Source organism: Anabaena sp. 90 (assembly GCF_000312705.1).
GTDB lineage: Bacteria > Cyanobacteriota > Cyanobacteriia > Cyanobacteriales > Nostocaceae > Dolichospermum > Dolichospermum lemmermannii.
Map to the genome: position 1 here is coordinate 2,864,008 of NC_019427.1, position 16,737 is coordinate 2,880,744.

Annotated in this window: 15 protein-coding genes; 2 read left to right on the plus strand and 13 right to left on the minus strand. The window is 39.2% G+C overall.

Going from position 1 to position 16,737, the window contains the following annotated elements; all coding sequences use genetic code 11:
* Positions 1 to 62 precede the first annotated feature (62 nt).
* The 11 genes from ANA_RS12435 to ANA_RS12490 form a co-directional block, all read right to left on the minus strand.
* Positions 63 to 1,139: a glucose-1-phosphate thymidylyltransferase gene (locus tag ANA_RS12435; protein WP_015080414.1), complete on the minus strand. Its 1,077-nt coding sequence runs from the start codon at positions 1,137 to 1,139 to the stop codon at positions 63 to 65.
* Complete coding sequence (gene rfbD, locus ANA_RS12440) at positions 1,136 to 2,023, minus strand: dTDP-4-dehydrorhamnose reductase (protein ID WP_015080415.1); 888 nt, start codon at positions 2,021 to 2,023, stop codon at positions 1,136 to 1,138. The genes ANA_RS12435 and rfbD overlap by 4 nt, the downstream gene beginning before the upstream one ends.
* Positions 2,016 to 2,561, minus strand: coding sequence for a dTDP-4-dehydrorhamnose 3,5-epimerase (gene rfbC, locus ANA_RS12445; protein ID WP_015080416.1), 546 nt, complete (start codon positions 2,559 to 2,561; stop codon positions 2,016 to 2,018). The genes rfbD and rfbC overlap by 8 nt, the downstream gene beginning before the upstream one ends.
* A gap of 55 nt (positions 2,562 to 2,616) precedes the next feature.
* A complete protein-coding gene (locus ANA_RS12450; RefSeq protein WP_015080417.1) occupies positions 2,617 to 3,213 on the minus strand; it encodes a YdcF family protein in 597 nt (198 codons plus the stop codon).
* 71 nt (positions 3,214 to 3,284) lie between these two features.
* Complete coding sequence (locus ANA_RS12455) at positions 3,285 to 3,956, minus strand: pentapeptide repeat-containing protein (protein ID WP_015080418.1); 672 nt, start codon at positions 3,954 to 3,956, stop codon at positions 3,285 to 3,287.
* On the minus strand, positions 3,953 to 5,353 hold the full coding sequence (locus ANA_RS12460; RefSeq protein WP_015080419.1) for a DICT sensory domain-containing protein: 1,401 nt from the start codon (positions 5,351 to 5,353) through the stop codon (positions 3,953 to 3,955). The genes ANA_RS12455 and ANA_RS12460 overlap by 4 nt, the downstream gene beginning before the upstream one ends.
* A gap of 206 nt (positions 5,354 to 5,559) precedes the next feature.
* The gene (locus ANA_RS12465) at positions 5,560 to 7,134 is read right to left on the minus strand and encodes a photosystem II high light acclimation radical SAM protein (RefSeq protein ID WP_015080420.1); all 1,575 of its coding nucleotides are present in this window, start codon (positions 7,132 to 7,134) and stop codon (positions 5,560 to 5,562) included.
* A gap of 573 nt (positions 7,135 to 7,707) precedes the next feature.
* The gene (locus ANA_RS12475) at positions 7,708 to 8,052 is read right to left on the minus strand and encodes a DUF760 domain-containing protein (RefSeq protein ID WP_015080421.1); all 345 of its coding nucleotides are present in this window, start codon (positions 8,050 to 8,052) and stop codon (positions 7,708 to 7,710) included.
* Positions 8,053 to 8,298: 246 nt separating this feature from the next.
* Positions 8,299 to 9,255 (minus strand): RNA polymerase sigma factor, RpoD/SigA family, encoded by a 957-nt coding sequence (locus tag ANA_RS12480; RefSeq protein ID WP_015080422.1) that lies wholly within the window; start codon positions 9,253 to 9,255, stop codon positions 8,299 to 8,301.
* 686 nt (positions 9,256 to 9,941) lie between these two features.
* Positions 9,942 to 13,196 carry a carbamoyl-phosphate synthase large subunit gene (gene carB / locus ANA_RS12485; protein ID WP_015080423.1) on the minus strand — a complete coding sequence of 1,085 codons (3,255 nt, stop codon included), beginning with the start codon at positions 13,194 to 13,196 and terminating at the stop codon, positions 9,942 to 9,944.
* Positions 13,197 to 13,656: 460 nt separating this feature from the next.
* Positions 13,657 to 14,211 (minus strand): Dps family protein, encoded by a 555-nt coding sequence (locus ANA_RS12490; RefSeq protein WP_015080424.1) that lies wholly within the window; start codon positions 14,209 to 14,211, stop codon positions 13,657 to 13,659.
* Between the two features lie 360 nt (positions 14,212 to 14,571).
* On the opposite strand from ANA_RS12490, the gene ANA_RS12495 reads away from it, so the two are divergent.
* Together ANA_RS12495 and ANA_RS12500 are read left to right on the plus strand one after the other, a co-directional pair.
* Complete coding sequence (locus ANA_RS12495) at positions 14,572 to 14,808, plus strand: Asr1405/Asl0597 family protein (protein WP_015080425.1); 237 nt, start codon at positions 14,572 to 14,574, stop codon at positions 14,806 to 14,808.
* A gap of 101 nt (positions 14,809 to 14,909) precedes the next feature.
* Positions 14,910 to 15,530 (plus strand): (2Fe-2S) ferredoxin domain-containing protein, encoded by a 621-nt coding sequence (locus tag ANA_RS12500; RefSeq protein ID WP_015080426.1) that lies wholly within the window; start codon positions 14,910 to 14,912, stop codon positions 15,528 to 15,530.
* Between the two features lie 52 nt (positions 15,531 to 15,582).
* Here the strand turns inward: ANA_RS12500 and ANA_RS12505 are convergent, their stop codons facing one another.
* Both ANA_RS12505 and ANA_RS12510 read right to left on the minus strand, forming a co-directional pair.
* Positions 15,583 to 16,134 (minus strand): hypothetical protein, encoded by a 552-nt coding sequence (locus ANA_RS12505; RefSeq protein ID WP_015080427.1) that lies wholly within the window; start codon positions 16,132 to 16,134, stop codon positions 15,583 to 15,585.
* On the minus strand, positions 16,131 to 16,679 hold the full coding sequence (locus tag ANA_RS12510; protein WP_015080428.1) for a restriction endonuclease: 549 nt from the start codon (positions 16,677 to 16,679) through the stop codon (positions 16,131 to 16,133). Before ANA_RS12510 ends, ANA_RS12505 begins: the two co-directional genes overlap by 4 nt.
* Positions 16,680 to 16,737: the final 58 nt, after the last annotated feature.

The following is a 16,737-nucleotide window of genomic DNA, read 5'->3' on the forward strand; positions in this document are numbered from 1 at the left end:
TCAAAAGCCAAAAAGTTTTGATGGGTGAGTGGAGAACCCCGTTAAAAAGAGAGATTAAAGCGTCAAGTCAGTTCAATTTGAGAATCATCACCAATTAAAAAGCGTAATGCTTTAGGACGACGGGGGGCAATACTTAACTGGGCGCGTTGTCCAATTAAACTATCAATAATTCGTTGCTGAATTCCAGTAATTTTAGCACCTTCTAAAACCACGCTGTGTTCTAAATCTGTTTCTATGAGTGTTGAATTATCAGCAATACTACTATATGGACCGATAAAACAGTTTTCTAAATAGCAATTATTACCAATTACCACGGGTCCGCGAATTGTACAGTTGATGATTTTAGATTCAGTCCCAATTTGCACTCTGCCAGTAATTTGAGTTTTCGGATCAATATCGCCTAAAATTGATTTTTGCAAATAGGTATCAAGAATGAGACGGTTAGCTTCTAATAAATCATCTTTTTTGCCCGTATCTAACCACCAACCATCAAGATTATAAGCTAAAACTTCTTTTTCTTGATCTATTAAACATTGAATTGCATCAGTAATTTCTAATTCTCCTCTAGCTGAAGGTTTAATCAGAGAAATCGCATCATGGATAACTGGTGAAAAAAAATAAACCCCTACCAATGCTAAATTTGACGGGGGAACTTTTGGCTTTTCAATTAACTGTAATACTTTGCCTTTTTCGTCTACCTTTGCCACACCAAAAGCGCTAGGATTTGTGACTTCACGTAACAGAATCAAAGCATCTGGTTGTTGTTGAGTAAATTTATCTAAAAATGAACTTAAATCTCCTTGTTGAATCAGGTTATCTCCCAAATACATGGCAAATGGGGAATCTCCTAAAAAAGTCTGGGCAACTTGGACAGCTTGAGCTAATCCTGCTGGCTTTTCTTGTAAAATATAGGTGATATTAACACCGAATTTTTCGCCATTTCCAGTTTTATTCTTAACTTCTGCCCCTGTTTCTGGGCTGATAATAATACCAATTTCAGTAATCCCCGCAGCAGCCATTTCTTCAATGCCATACCATAAAATTGGTTTGTTGGCAACTGGAACAAGTTGTTTTGCTCCTGTATAAGTTAAGGGGCGTAATCTTGTCCCTTTTCCACCGGATAAAATCAGTGCTTTCATAGAGATTTTCCTTGTAATTCTTTTAACATTAATCTTAGTTCTTGTCGCCAATGAGGAGGATAAGTTCCTAAGATTTGAGATATTTTCTCACAAGCTAAGACAGAATAAGCAGGACGTTTTGCGGGTGTGGGATATTCGGGGGTAGTAATGGGAATAATATTGGCAATTTTGAGGAGGAAACCGAGTTTTTCTGCTTCTTCAAAGATTGCTATGGCAAAGTCATACCAACTGGCTACACCACTATTTGTATAGTGATAAATTCCCGCATTTTCTGAGGTTAATTGGGGGATAATTTGGGTAATTGTTGAAGCTATATCTTGCGCCCAAGTAGGACTACCAATTTGATCGGCAACTACTCTAACTTCTGATCTTTCTTGACCAACTCGTAACATGGTTTTTACGAAGTTGCTTTTTCCATAAGTTCCATAAACCCAAGCTGTCCGCAAAATTATGTGGTGGGGACAATTTTGTTGAATTGCTATCTCTCCCGCTAATTTTGTTTGTCCATATACACTCAATGGATTGGTACTATCTGTTTCTCGATAGGGATAATGACTATTACCATTAAATACGTAATCGGTGGAAAGATGAATTAAGAAACTTCCTAATTTTTGACTTTCTTCAGCGATAATTTGCGGGGCGACAGTATTGATCAGGTGAGCATTTTCTGGTTCACTTTCGGCTTTATCTACTGCGGTATAAGCAGCAGCATTGATAATTATTTCGGGTTGGGTTTCTCTGATAATTTGGCGTAATTTGTCAGGGTGAGTTAAGTCTATTTCTGGACGGGCAAGGGCAATAACTTTGTAGTTGGATGCTAGGGTATGTTGTAGTTCTGTACCAACTTGTCCGTTACTACCTATTAGTAATATTGATTTACTCATAAACTTCGGCGTTTTTGAAAGTTGGAGCGTTGCTATCTTTAGCTGATAAAATTGGGGGTGTTTCTAGAGGCCAATCTATAGCTAAATCTGGATCATTCCAAAGGATAGCGCGATCGCCTCCTGGTGTATAATAATCTGTAGCTTTATAGATAACTTCGGCAATTTCTGAAAGCACGAGAAAGCCATGGGCAAAACCTGCTGGTATCCACAATTGGCGTTTGTTTTCGGCACTGAGTTCGTAACCTACCCATTGTCCAAAGGTAGAGGAATTTTTTCTAATGTCTACTGCAACATCAAAAATTGTCCCAACAATAGCGCGGACTAATTTACCTTGAGGTTGGATGCTTTGATAATGCAATCCTCGCAGCACATTGTATTCAGATTTGGAGTGATTATCTTGGACGAAGTTGGCTGTGATTCCCAGTTTTTCTGTGAATGTTTTTTGATTGTAGGATTCCAAGAACAAGCCCCGTGAGTCTTGGAATACTTTGGGTTCTAGGAGGAGGATATCAGGAATAGAGGTGGGGATAATATTCATTGAATGGTTGAATATTTCAAAGAACACTTAAAACAATATCACTATTTCAATTTGACTATATAATTTGTTTATGAATAAATGTAGTTGCTTTAATGCGAGGATTAAAACTAGCTCCAGTTCGATTAGTCACAATCCACAAAAAAGATCGCCCACAATCTCGCATGACTCGCAGCAGAGATTCTGATTTGTACACCGAAGAAGGTACAGCAATAGGTGTAACCACAATCCCTTGACTACCAAGGACAATAGTAGCGATAGCTCTTGATCTTCGGATATGATAATCCGATGTAATTAAATAAAGATGCTGTAACTTACTGTCAGCAAATTTTTCTACCATTGTTGTAAAATTAGTTACTGTATCTGTCGCTATGCCATCAAACCGTAATTTACTATTCGGAACACCAAACCTTTGAAAAATCAGCCGATTATAATTTAATTCAGAGTCAAAATCAGAAATCCAAATATCTAAATTTCTGTGAGATTGCCAGAACTGGGCGGCAAATTCCATCCGACTACCATTACCACCCAATACAAGAATTGCTTGGGGTACAGGAACTTGGTGAAAGGCTATCGCTATCTTCACAGGAATTATGCCCACTAACCCCAACATGATCCCGAAAACAAACCAAGCTAATTTCAACTTCCATTTCATAGGCTATCAAGTTCTACATAATTCTTCTTCCTCTTTCTTCCTCCTGACTCCTGACTCCTGACTCCTGACTTCTAACTCCTAACTCCTGACTCCTGACTCCTGACTCCTGCTATAGCTTCCAAAACTGTTCCCCGCAAACACACCCGATCTAAATTTGCGCCATTTAACTTCACTGCATCTAATTCAGCACAGAGTAAATTAGCTCCGGTTAAATCAGCCCCTGCTAAATTTGCTGCTCTTAAATCTGCTTCTTCAAGATTCGCTTCAATTAGTACAGCACCTTGTAAGTCTGCACCGCTTAAATCTGCACCTTTGAGATTAGCTGCAGTTAAATTTGCACCTCGTAAATCTGCACATCGCAAGTCAACACTCTGCAAATTTACACCATGCAAATTAGCACCACTTAAAAAAGCACCCGCTAAGGACGCATCATTGAGGATTGCTCCCATCAAGTTACTACCCCGTAAGTTGCTACCACGTAAATCCGCACTTGTCAAGTTAGCCTGCATCAAGTTTGCACCCATGAGGTTAGCCCGCAAGTCGGTTTCTTGCAGATTAGCCCCCATTAAATTTGCACCTTCAAAATGACCACCCTCTAATTTAGAACCAGTGAAGTCAGTCCCCACCAGTTTAGCCCCTGTTAAATTTATCTTCCTTAAATCTAGGTGAGATAGATCCTCATCTTCTAAATTTGCACCGGGGAGTTGTTTGTTTTGTCCTAATCTAATGGTTTCTATATTCATTTGCTGTACACTGAAATCTGCTCACTACTTTTGCTGTCGGTATCCCAACGGGAGTCAAGTAACCATAAACCGCTGCTGACCTTGGGTGTCATTATCGGTAAATCAAGCCCCTGTTGTAAACCCATCACTAATAAAGTTAATGTATCTACAAGTTTAGGATCAAAGCGAGTAGATTGTTGTTTTCGGCACTGATCTAAGGCTTGAGAAAATATCTCTGCTCCCCCTTTGCTAGAGTATTTATACTGGTTAACTTGTAGCTGAAATTCTGCAACCAATGATAAAATTCTTGATTCTAAAGGAATATCATCACCAGCTAAACCGGCGGGTTCGCCTGTACCATTCCACCATTCGCTTTGGTGGGTGATAATTTGAGCTATAGCCCGTAGTCTTGGCATGATTCGTAGTGCTTGCGCTGCTGGTACGAGGGGACAAGCCAGAGGACAACTAGGAGATTGTTCTTGATAAGCTGTTGTTATATGACTGGGACTAATCAGGCTTTCGGCTTTTTGCAGTGGGTCTAAGCGATGCAATAAAGCAGCTAGGCGTAATCTTTTAATTTGCCATGCTGGTAAATCCAATAATTGCCCCATTGTTTCAGCGAGAGATGCTACTTCTGACGCGGCTACAGGATTACGGCTATCTGCTAGATCAATCAATTGTGCCATCCGCAAAAATGCCTGAATTTCGTTAGATACCAAGTTATGATCTAGAAATTTTTGGTGAGATGCTGTGAGAACAGGTAAGTTACCTTGTCCGGTTTTGAGGTAATCAACAACACGAGAGACAACGGTAGCTACTTCTTCTCCTGGACAGATAGCTGGGTGAATTGCTTGTTTATATTGACTTAGTTTGAGTGCTAGTTCAGGATGATAGTCTTTGATATGAGCGATCGCTAACTCTGCGGTTTCTTCCACTAATTCCGGTTCAAATGTCCATAAACCGTAGAATTTACGCTCTAAATCGCAAGTTGGCAAACCATCCTTCCCATAGTCAGCTTCAGATAACTCTTGACAAATTACCATAGCTGTGTAGTCAGGAGCTAAAATCATCAAATGCCACTCCTGCGCCACAGGATCATCAGCAGCTAATCCCACTAAATCAATGTTAGATAATTGACCAGTAGGATGTTCGGCAAAACCAGCATCAGCCGCCGCCATAATCACAATTGCCCGGCTGTGTTGCGCGATATCTGCGTATCTTTGAGCCTCTTCCAGATACCATTTACCCTGCTGGAAAGCCGTAATCACCAAAGGATCATTATCTTTCGTTAAAATATGATCTTCCAAGGCATGGCAGAGAGACACTAAGGTATTTTTATAGTACACGCCAAAATGAATAGGTCTAGCACTATGGCGGTGAGATGCTTCTAACTGTTGAAGAATTGAACCTTGTAACATGGAATTAATTGGGGATTTCGGATAATAGGGCGGTTAGAAACCGCGTCTACACAGGCAAAACCCACACTTCGGCAAGCTCAGTGACCGCCTTCGTGGGTTCAATATCTTAAGTTTTAATTAGTCCGCACAGGCGGACTTCGTTTGTGTAGCCGCGTATCCCTAACGGAAGCGAGAGGCATCTTTCTGATCACCTGGGCTTATGTTTTCTATAATACGCCAGCCAATTGTTTCTCTGGTTTTTCTATCGGTGCAGAAAGTGCATCTTCCAAATCAGCGCAACCCAATTTGATTTCCAAAATATTCATCACTTCCCGTCCGAAGTCATTGGGATTTTGTCGCCAAGCTTGTAAGCAAACTTCACCAAAGAAAGAACCTAATGGTTCAGGATTCCAAAGGAGTTTTTTTGCTGTCCAAGGCATTAAACTCATGGGATCATAACCAGGTTTGAGAATCCCCTCTTTAAAGGCATATTCTTCTAAATGGGTATGGGGTTGGAGTCCAATAAAGAAAATAGCAGGTTCAACTTTATCAGCCCCAAAAATCCGTTCGAGTTCGCGGTGATAAGCAATAGTTTGGCGAATAGTTTCAGGACGTTCATCTATTACATTAAAGGAGTAGTTAACAGAAACTACATCATTGAAACCGGCGGATTTTAAATCACGACAATTTTGTAAAACAGTTCGTAAGTTATAACCCATTCGCATTTTGCGAACCAGTTCTTGAGAACCGCTTGTAATACCGATTTCAAAATAATTCATGCCTGTTTTTACCATCAACTCACACAATTCGGGTGTTAAGTTGTCGGCTCTAATGTATGCTGCCCAATGAATATCTGACATTCCCGAATCAACGATTTTCTGGAGAAGTTCTACAGCATCATCAATGAATTTACGGGCGGGAATAAATTGAGCATCTGTAAACCAAAAGTTACGAATTCCTCGATTGTATAATTCTCGAATTTCCGCAACAACTTCGTCACTAGGGTTAATGCGGACTTGTTTACCCTCGACTACTGTATAAACACAATAACAGCAATTATGAGGACAACCACGTTTGGTTTGGACACCAATATAAAAATCCTGTTCTTGCAGGTAATAATTAAATTCTGGCCAAATGGTTTCGATGTAATCGTAATTACAAACTGTTTTTTCTAGGGGTGTAGGTTGTTCGTGAATTAGGCGTTGACGGGGTTGATTTTCTCCCACTACATAACAGCGTTCATCCTGAAAATCTTCACCCTTGAGTAGTTTTGTGAGTAGGGTTTCTCCTTCACCGACGGAAATAATTGTTCCGGGCGGTAAGCTTTTACCCAACTGTTCATAAAAGACGCTAACTGCACCGCCACCTAAGACTACACGGGCTTGAGATTGATATTTTTGGGCGCGTTTTAAACCCCGTTTAACTAATCCTAAATTGCGCCATAATTCTACATAATAAGCAATAAAAATTCGTAATCCGCCAAAAGCACCACGCAATTTAATCAAGGGATTTTTTGCGTAGTAAAATTCAAAGGCGTTTTGGAGAGGATTACCGCCCCGTCCACCTACTGGCGCATAAATTTGAATATCCCGCCAAGAAAAGACGAGCAATGTGGGTTGAAACTCGTCAATACATCTGTCTAAGGCAGAAGTATAATCTAGTGGGGGGATTGTGCCTAAGTCAAAAATCCGCTGTTCTGCATGGGGAAATAGCTTGTGAACATGATCTGCAAGATAGACAACACCAATGGGAAAGATGGGGTTACAGGGAAGGCGAACGTAGAGGATTTTATTTGCGTTCATACGTATTTAAACTGTAATGCTTGCCGTAGTTGAGGAAAAGAGAGTTATACCAGCATTATCTTTGACATTTCAGTTGTTTTGTGGTGTGCAAAAATTTTTGCCGTTAGCAATCAGATTGAAAGCGAAAACTGCACTGCATAAAATTTGCTTTTTATATTATGTGGATGGTGTTTATACCACGGGGATTAAAATCCCTCCTGTCGCGGCTGGTGAGCCATGTCGAACCATCCCTTTCAGGGAGCCAAGCCCCCGAGTTTCCCACTTACCGCGAGATATTATGAACAAAATTTTCATATACATTTACCATAACATCGAGTTTATAAATTTAGCGATGATTTTTAGTTGTAATTCTAGAGATAGAGTCAGAGATAATTCAACTTACCAGCGAGAATAAAGTTTGGGGATAAGAGGCTGAAATTCTTATCTACAAACTATTTACAGAGATTCTATCGAAAATAAACAGCCAGATTTTCGTTTATTAGCTATTTTGTAAAGTAAATATAAATTTATTTACAAAATTTTTAGAGAAACACTTGGTAAGCGAAAAACCCAGTGACTTCAGCCCTGAAAGTGTTAATCAACTTCGCTATTATTAGTTTCTGTGCTTTGCATAACCGTATCAAAACCCATTCTTTGTTCTGCATTTCGCAAAAAATAACCACTAATCATCGCAGATGCCAATAAGCGACCTAAATTTTCCCGATTAGTAGAAATAGTAATCCCGAACTGTTCAGAAGGTAAATTTCCTAAAAGTCCGATAATATTCCGTTCCATTACCTGCAAAACTTCCGTAGAAGTAGGTTTAGATAATTGGTTAACTGTTTCTGGACTTAATGATTTAACGTATTGCCATAATAAATTACTTGTTTCCGACTCACTATTAAAAAATTCTGATACTCGATTAGATTTGTTACTCACCTTTGACCTCCTGTACTGCCACTACTAACGACGGTGTTTGTGACTGGAATAACTGGTAGTTATTGCTGATTCTATTTAGCTAACTATTATATAATTCATGTCAACCAATCTAACAGTTTATTCCTTTCGAGGGAGTCGGTTTAACCGTACTAAAATGGGAGTGTTTTTCACCTATTTAGTGAGTATGGGTGGGGAAACTCCACCCACAAAGCAAAAAATAACTGACCATTGACTAATAACAACCGACTAACTGGCAAGGTACTCATTCATAGTGGCTTTAGATTTGCGAAGTTTGTTTAAAGCTTCGCGTTCAATTTGGCGGACTCTTTCCCGGCTAATATTCAAGACTTCACCAATTTTAGCCAGAGTTAAAGATTGTCCATCTACTAACCCAAAGCGGAGACTAATGACTTCCTTTTGTTGGGGAGTGAGTTCTGACATGATCCGTTCTAAGTCATAGGAGAGGGAAGTTTGCATGACAAAATCTTCCGGTGTTGCCCCTGTGTCTTCTAACATTTCTCCCAGTTCAGTATCATAGTTATCTCCTAACCGCAAGTCTAGAGATAATGGCAGACGGGCTTTTTCTAAATATTCTCGCACCTGCTTGGGTGTTAGATCTAACTCTTGGGATAATTCCGCTACTGTGGGCGCACGTCCTAGACCTTGGGACAGTTGCCGCTGGGCTTTTTTAATTTTGTTGAGTTTTTCCGTAATATGAATGGGCAAGCGAATAGTCCGGGCTTTTTCGGCGATCGCCCGAGTAATAGCTTGACGTATCCACCAATAGGCATAGGTAGAAAATCTGTACCCTTTGGTGGGGTCAAATTTTTCTACACCTCGTTGCATTCCGATGCTGCCTTCTTGAATGAGGTCAAGTAAATCAACATTGCGTTTAATGTACTTTTTGGCAACGGATACAACTAAACGGAGATTGGCTTCTACCATTTTCCGTTTGGCTATTTCACCAACAGCGATCGCCTGATTTAATTCTGATACTTCTATATCAGAGGCTGCTGCCCATTCTTCTACAGTTGGTTCATGACCTAACTGGGCAGCAAGACCTTCCCGGATCTCATGCAAAGCAGTAGATCGTTGCACCTGTTTACCATAAAAAATTTCTTCTTCGTGGGTGAGGAGTGGCACACGGCCAATCTCACGCAGGTAAGTCCGCACGAGGTCGGTGGCTGATTGAGCGGTCTTCATGGCGCTACTCTTGGGTAATGGTGGGTTTGCTGATAGGGTCGTTAACGGAATAATGTTTTGAGTTGGTCACACCCGATCAACTCAGGTTACTCTTATTTGGGAAATTAGGTACTTTACTGCTAAAGGTTACACCTGTCTGCTTGTTTCCACAAGTATCTATAGTTAGATACACAGTAGCAAGTCAAACATTTTTTGTGTTTTCGGGAATATTAATAATTGTAACATTTATGAGAATAATTTGACTATAGGGAAACCCGCACTTTGGCCGTAATTTGAGATCACCTCAGACGCTGAAATTACTGAATAGCATACATTTACTGGGATAACGATCAATTCTCTAGCCCGGAAATAGCTTCCTCATATTTGTTAAAATATCTCAATGATAACCATAATTATTCTTTTGTAACAATTGCTTAATAATGTCGGACTATGATTTTTAGGATTATTTTGATGAAGATGAGGAAAACGTCTGAACTATGATTTTTCTGATTATTTTGATTAATATGAGGGATTTTCCCGATAAATCCGCAGGATTCATCATAAAAATCATCAAAGGTCTGAACTATGATTCTTGTGATTCTTTTAATTAAGATGATATATCTGTCGTAAAAATCATAGATTTCTGCGAAAAACTAGCCAAATAATCATAAAAATCATCAAAATCACAAAAATCATAGTTTAGACAATTAACTCATGGGACAGTATTCTTGGATTACCTTGACATCCAAAGTTGTGTTTTGCAGAGAATAGATAGCAGCGGCTGTGGCTCTAGCACCTGCAATAGTGGTAATAATGGGGATTTTGTAGCCTAAAGCCGTGCGACGAATTAGCTTAGAATCGGCATGAGCTTCTTCTCCAGAGGGTGTATTGATGATGAGTTGAATTTTTTGATTTTTAATCGCATCCAGGACGTGGGGACGACCTTCATGGAGTTTGAGGACAGATTGAATTTCTAACCCTTGTTCCTGAAGAACTTGACGCGTTCCTTGGGTAGCCATGATTGTAAAGCCTAACTTAATAAACTCCTTGACTACATCTGCTGCGAGAGGTTTGTCTCTGTCACTCATGGAAACAAATACAGTTCCTTGAAGCGGTAATTTTTCCCCTGCGCCTAATTCTGCTTTAGCAAAGGCGCGGCCGAAATCGCTATCAATACCCATTACTTCGCCAGTTGAGCGCATTTCTGGACCCAAAATGGTATCTGTACCAGGGAACTTACTAAATGGTAAAACCGCTTCTTTGACGGCAATATGAGAGGGAATGACTTCTTTTGTAAATTTCACTTCCTCTAAGGTTTTCCCCGACATAATTAAGGATGCGAGTTTGGCTAATTGTACGCCCGTAGCTTTAGATACAAAAGGAACTGTCCGTGATGCTCTGGGGTTAGCTTCCAAAATATACACTTGGGGAGAATAACCATTTGCACCAACTACAGCAAATTGAATATTCATTAATCCCACTACAGATAGAGCTTGTGCTAGTTGAACTGTCCATAACCGGATTTGGTTGAGGACTGCGGGAGAAAGGGAAATGGAAGGTAAGGAACAAGCTGAGTCACCGGAGTGAATTCCCGCCTGTTCAATGTGTTCCATGATGCCACCAATGACAACATTACCAGTATGATCGGCGATCGCATCTACATCCACTTCAATGGCGTTTTCTAAGAACTTATCAATTAAAATCGGGTGATCTGGTTCTACTTGCACAGCAAAGGTCATGTAGCGTTCTAACTCAGTATCAGAATAAACGATTTCCATCGCTCGTCCTCCCAATACATAGCTAGGACGCACTACCACAGGATAACCAATGCGCTTGGCAACAATCAAAGCATCTTCATAACTTCTCGCCATACCATTAGGCGGTTGAGCGATATTCAATTCTTGCAGAATCTTTTCAAAGCGTTCCCTGTTTTCCGCCATATCTATAGAATCGGGAGATGTTCCCCAAATCTTGGTGATACTATTGGAGTTTTGTAAATATTCTTGCAGGGGAATGGCTAATTTTAATGGTGTTTGTCCACCGAATTGGACAATTATCCCCACGGGGTTTTCGGCTTCAATGATGTTGAGAACGTCTTCTTTAGTTAATGGTTCAAAATACAGGCGATCGCTGGTATCGTAATCTGTAGAAACTGTTTCTGGGTTAGAATTGACCATAATTGTTTCATACCCGGCATCATGTAAAGAATACGCAGCATGACAACAACAATAATCAAACTCAATTCCTTGACCAATGCGGTTTGGTCCACCACCCAAAATCATCACCTTGGGTTTATCTGTTGGTAATACTTCCGTTTCTTCTTCGTAGGTAGAATAGTAATATGGGGTCAGAGCCTCAAATTCAGCAGCACAGGTATCAACGGTTTTGTAAACGGGGATAACTTCTAGCTGTTTGCGATAGGTGCGAACTTCATCTTCTTTGGTTTTTGTAGCATAGGCTATTTGGCGATCGCTAAAACCATTTCTTTTGACATCATACATTTGTGCTTTTGTCAACTGCTTTAGAGGAGTGCGTTTGAGAAATTTTTCTATTTCTAGCAGTTCTTGTAATTTATCTAAAAACCAAGGGTCAATTGCCGTTAGTTCATAGATTTCCTCATTACTCATTCCCAACTGCATAGCATGACGCACAGAAAAGATGCGTTCTGGGTTAGGAGTCCGTAATTGAGCGCGAATTTGTTCCCCACTGGGCAATTTTTCGGCTTTATCACAACCCCAACCAGCGCGTCCGGTTTCTAGGGAACGCAAAGCCTTTTGAAAGGATTCATTAAATGTCCGGCCAATAGCCATTGCTTCTCCCACAGACTTCATTTGGGTAGTTAAAACCGCTTCTGAACCAGGGAACTTTTCAAACGCAAACCGGGGAATTTTCGTAACTACATAATCAATTGTTGGTTCAAAGCAAGCGGGAGTTTTTTTGGTGATATCGTTTTGCAATTCATCCAAAGTGTAACCTACAGCTAACTTCGCCGCAATTTTGGCAATGGGGAAACCTGTGGCTTTGGAAGATAAAGCCGAACTACGAGATACACGAGGATTCATTTCAATTACCACCACGTCACCATTAACGGGATTTACGGCAAACTGGATATTAGAACCGCCGGTTTCTACACCAATTTCGCGGATAATTTTAATGGCCATATCCCGTAACCGTTGATATTCTTTATCGGTCAGGGTTTGGGCGGGGGCAACGGTGATAGAATCTCCGGTATGAATCCCCATAGGGTCGAGATTTTCAATAGAACAGATAATCACGACGTTATCGGCTAAATCCCGCATGACTTCTAATTCATACTCTTTCCAACCCAATAAAGATTGGTCAATGAGAATTTGGGAAACGGGACTAGCGTCAATTCCTACTTGCGCCATTTCTTCAAACTCTTCTTGATTATAGGCGATACCCCCACCAGTCCCCCCCATTGTAAAGGCTGGACGGATAATTAAGGGATATGTGCCAATTTGGAGAGCGATCGCTTTTGATTCGTCTAAAGTAGAAGCTGTACCACTGGGACATACTGCAACCCCAATCTTAGCCATAGCTTCATTAAACAGTTTTCTGTCTTCGGCTTTTTCAATTGCGGGTAACTTCGCACCAATTAACTCGACGTTGTATTTATCTAAAACGCCATTTTTCGCTAACGCTACAGCCAAGTTAAGGGCGGTTTGTCCTCCCATTGTTGGCAACAAAGCATCTGGTCGTTCTTTGGCGATAACTTTTTCGACTATTTCCGGTGTTAGCGGTTCAATATAGGTGCGGTCGGCTGTTTCCGGGTCGGTCATAATGGTAGCTGGGTTGGAGTTTACCAGCACGACTTCATAGCCTTCTTCTCGCAAGGCTTTACAGGCTTGAGTTCCAGAGTAATCGAATTCACAGGCTTGGCCAATCACTATTGGTCCTGAACCTAACAGGAGTATTTTTTTGAGGTCTTGACGACGGGGCATAGTTTTTACCTTAGATGACAAAAATACAAATCTTGACTATTTTAAGGGTCTTTATGTCCTCATTATCAACTTTTCCGGGTAGCGGTTGCGTTAAGGGGAAGAATTTATGGGAATGGGGGATTTTTGGTAATGGTTTTTACGTTTTTTTTCTCACGCAGAGGCGCAGAGGCACTCCAGAGAATCTAATTGTTTATTTATTCGTTATGGATTATGACAATAAAGCTGCACAGATAATTAATTTATCTTTTTTTATCTGCGTTTATCTGCGTTCATCTGCGTTCAATTATTTATTGTTAGATATATAAAATAGGCAATAAAAATAATTGGCTTTAAAGTCCTGATATAGAAAATGGCAGAAATGGTAATTTACTCTTTTCTGCCAAAAGGATTAATTTTGTAAAATTCTCAATTACTAAAATTTTCTCTGTCTTGATTTTGTTAAATTGAGATTATGAGAAGTTTAATTTTGAGCAAGTTGCACAAAACCCAAGGTTAAGCTATCTTTAGCTAGAAAATGAGCTAAGTGATAAGCTCTTTCTTCAGTTTTTAAGAGGATTTTTTCGTATAAGTAGCGTGTGCCTCTATCACCTAAACTCTCTGCCTGTGCGGCTTGACGGCGAATTACTCCAATTAATGCTTGTTCGGCAATTAGGTTATTTTCTACCATCTTCCGAGCAGAAAATACGCCATCTGCTTCTGGTTCAAAACAGCATAATTCAGCTAATTTACTAAAACTTGCTGCGGGTATACCACCCAAACCATTCAAGCGCTCGCCGATTTCATGGATGTGATCTTGTACTTCTTTATAACTGGCGTTAAAGAATTCATGCAGTGAATTGAATTCTGCACCTTCAACTACAAAATGATGTTTTTGGTATTGTAAGTACAATGCCTGAAAACTAGCTAATACGACATTAAATCCTTCAACAACTGGGGCGGTAACACTGTGATCTAGTAATACAGGATTGTCGTAAACCTGACCAAAATTGTGTAATATAGTTTGCGTATCAGACATGGTTTTTCTCTCTTTTTAACAGTTATAGTTTTTAACTGCTTATTTTTAACATCTTAGCATTTTCAAAATAAAATCAAGGCTACTAAATCTAAAAAATTTTGGCATTATTACCAATCATAAGTATCAATTTTTCTGCGATATCTATGCTTAAAGATATATATTTGGTATTTATCTTGACTTCAGCCTCAAAGTGTGCATATATCTCTATAAAGAAAAAATGAGATTTTTTCTCAAAATTAATGATAATATTTTGCAGTTAGTGTATTCTAAAGAAAGAAGCTAAACTCCGACTAACTCGCAAATTTAGGCTGTGGGTTTCTAGTTTTACTGCAATTTTATGGCATTTTGAGGGCTACTCGCTTGAAATCTTCTAGCTCGGACACAGATAAAAAGCACGTTATTGATATAAGTTGGGCAGATCGTTGGCAGGTTTATCAACGCTTACAAGAATTAGATATAATTTGTGTTTGTGAGACTAACCAACCTTTAATGGTAGAAATAAATAACCCCACCGCAGCTATTCAACTTTGGAGTGTGATTCAACAATTTACTGCTTCTCGTCAAGACTTGATTAAGAATCTTGAAGCTTGTTGGTAGAAAACGTCGGAACTGTGATTTTTTTGATTCTTGTGATTTTTGTGATGATGATTTTTTACTTCTGACTCTTAACCATTATTTATAGTGAGCGAAGTTGAACCATGAGTATATCTACTAATGCAGCAGTAACGGAATTTTGTTTTGAAGGCAGATTTTTGGATTTTGTCATCAAGGATGGATATAAGCTGAAAGGTTTGTTATTAGGAACTTCTGAGGGTGAATGTTATATAAAATTAGCCAAGCATTTACGGAGTGCTTTTGATTTGCGTTTACCTCAAGGGACTTGGCTGCAAGTTGTGGGGACAAAACAATATAATGCGAAAAAAGATCAGGTAACTCTGGTAGCAGAACGAGTTATGGCTGCAAGTGCTGATATGGGAACAGTTGCAGCGCAAAGTCCAGCTAAGACGAAACCAGCCAAAACCCAAACAATTCTGATTTGTCAAAAATCTGATTGTATGAAGCGCGGTGGAAAGGCTTTGTGTCAAGCTTTGGAGTCGGAGTTAATAAATAACGGGTTAGAAGATTCAGTCACTATTAAAGGGACTGGCTGTATGAAAAATTGTAAAGCCGGTCCTAATTTAGTGATGCCCGATAAAACTCGTTATAGTAAAATTAAAGCTGAACAAGTTCCAGATTTGATAGATAAGCATTTTTCTGAGGAAATTCGGGAGAAAGCAGAGGATATGGTAGTAAATATTCCCAGCTTTGTGGAAGTTTAGTTGCTGTTTATTGTTGGGTTTTCTTGCGTCAACCCAACCTACAAATATATGGTTAGTTAATTGCGACAAAAGACGGAGTAAGTGATGATAAAAATTCCATTATTTCTTGTATTAATGGATGTTGTTGTAATATCTTAATTTGTTCATCATTTATATTGCTAAATATTTTCTCATTAATTGATTGTTCTTTTCCTAAAACTGTCTCTAAAAATTCTTTAGGTTTACTTTGAGCAAATTTCCATTCTAAATCATTAAATTGACGTTGTGCTATTTTTTCAATTAATGATTTATCTTGGATTAAGATAATTTCTATTTGTGGAACAGCTAGAGAAGCTTGAAAAGGGATACCGGCAGATGCTCGACGCAATAAATAATTAATTAAATCTTGCTTTTCAAATATTTGAGATTCATTATCTGTATCTGCATCTAGGATTAAGATAACAGGAGTATTTCTGGTAGCAAGTAGTGAACTTGCTAATGATCTGACTTGATACTGTCCGTTTCCTACAACGAATTTAACATCTTGCAAAAGATGTTTAGGAAGTAATTTCTGCAAGATTTCTTGATCTATATTACCTTCTAACACTATATAAGCTAATGTCATAATACAGCCTCAGTTTTAATGTTGTAATTAGCTAGTCCTTGTTCAACACAAATACGATATTTTTTGATTAATGCTCTACGTATACACTCATTTTCTAAGGAATATTTAATTTCTTCTCCTCCCCACAATAGAATAGTTTGAGGTGCAACAAATCCAGCTAAGGTTTCCGATGCTTCTGTAAATCCACTACGACTAAATATACTCCCAATAGTTGCTGCTGGTCTGCGTAATAGTTGATTTCTTAGCTTGGCTATAGGTTCAATTTTAACAGGTTTTGCTGTGTCTTTACATTCTATTATACAAGATAAGCCATCTGCATAAACTACTCCGTCAATTTGTTCTATTTCTTCTCCATCTAAATACACGCTGTAAGGCCAGGTTACTTCGGCGTTGTTGAGTTGAAATGCTCGTAAAACGAGATATTCTAATGCTTTACCTGCATCCCAATTTGGTGTATTACCTGATTCAATTTCTGACCATAATTTGATTAAATCATCCCAGTTATAGCTGGTAATTCTTGCTTTATATTCTGCTTCTGTGGTCATGATTCTATCTGAAGTTTCGTATGTTGTAACCTTTATTATTAATTCTACGTTACGCTGT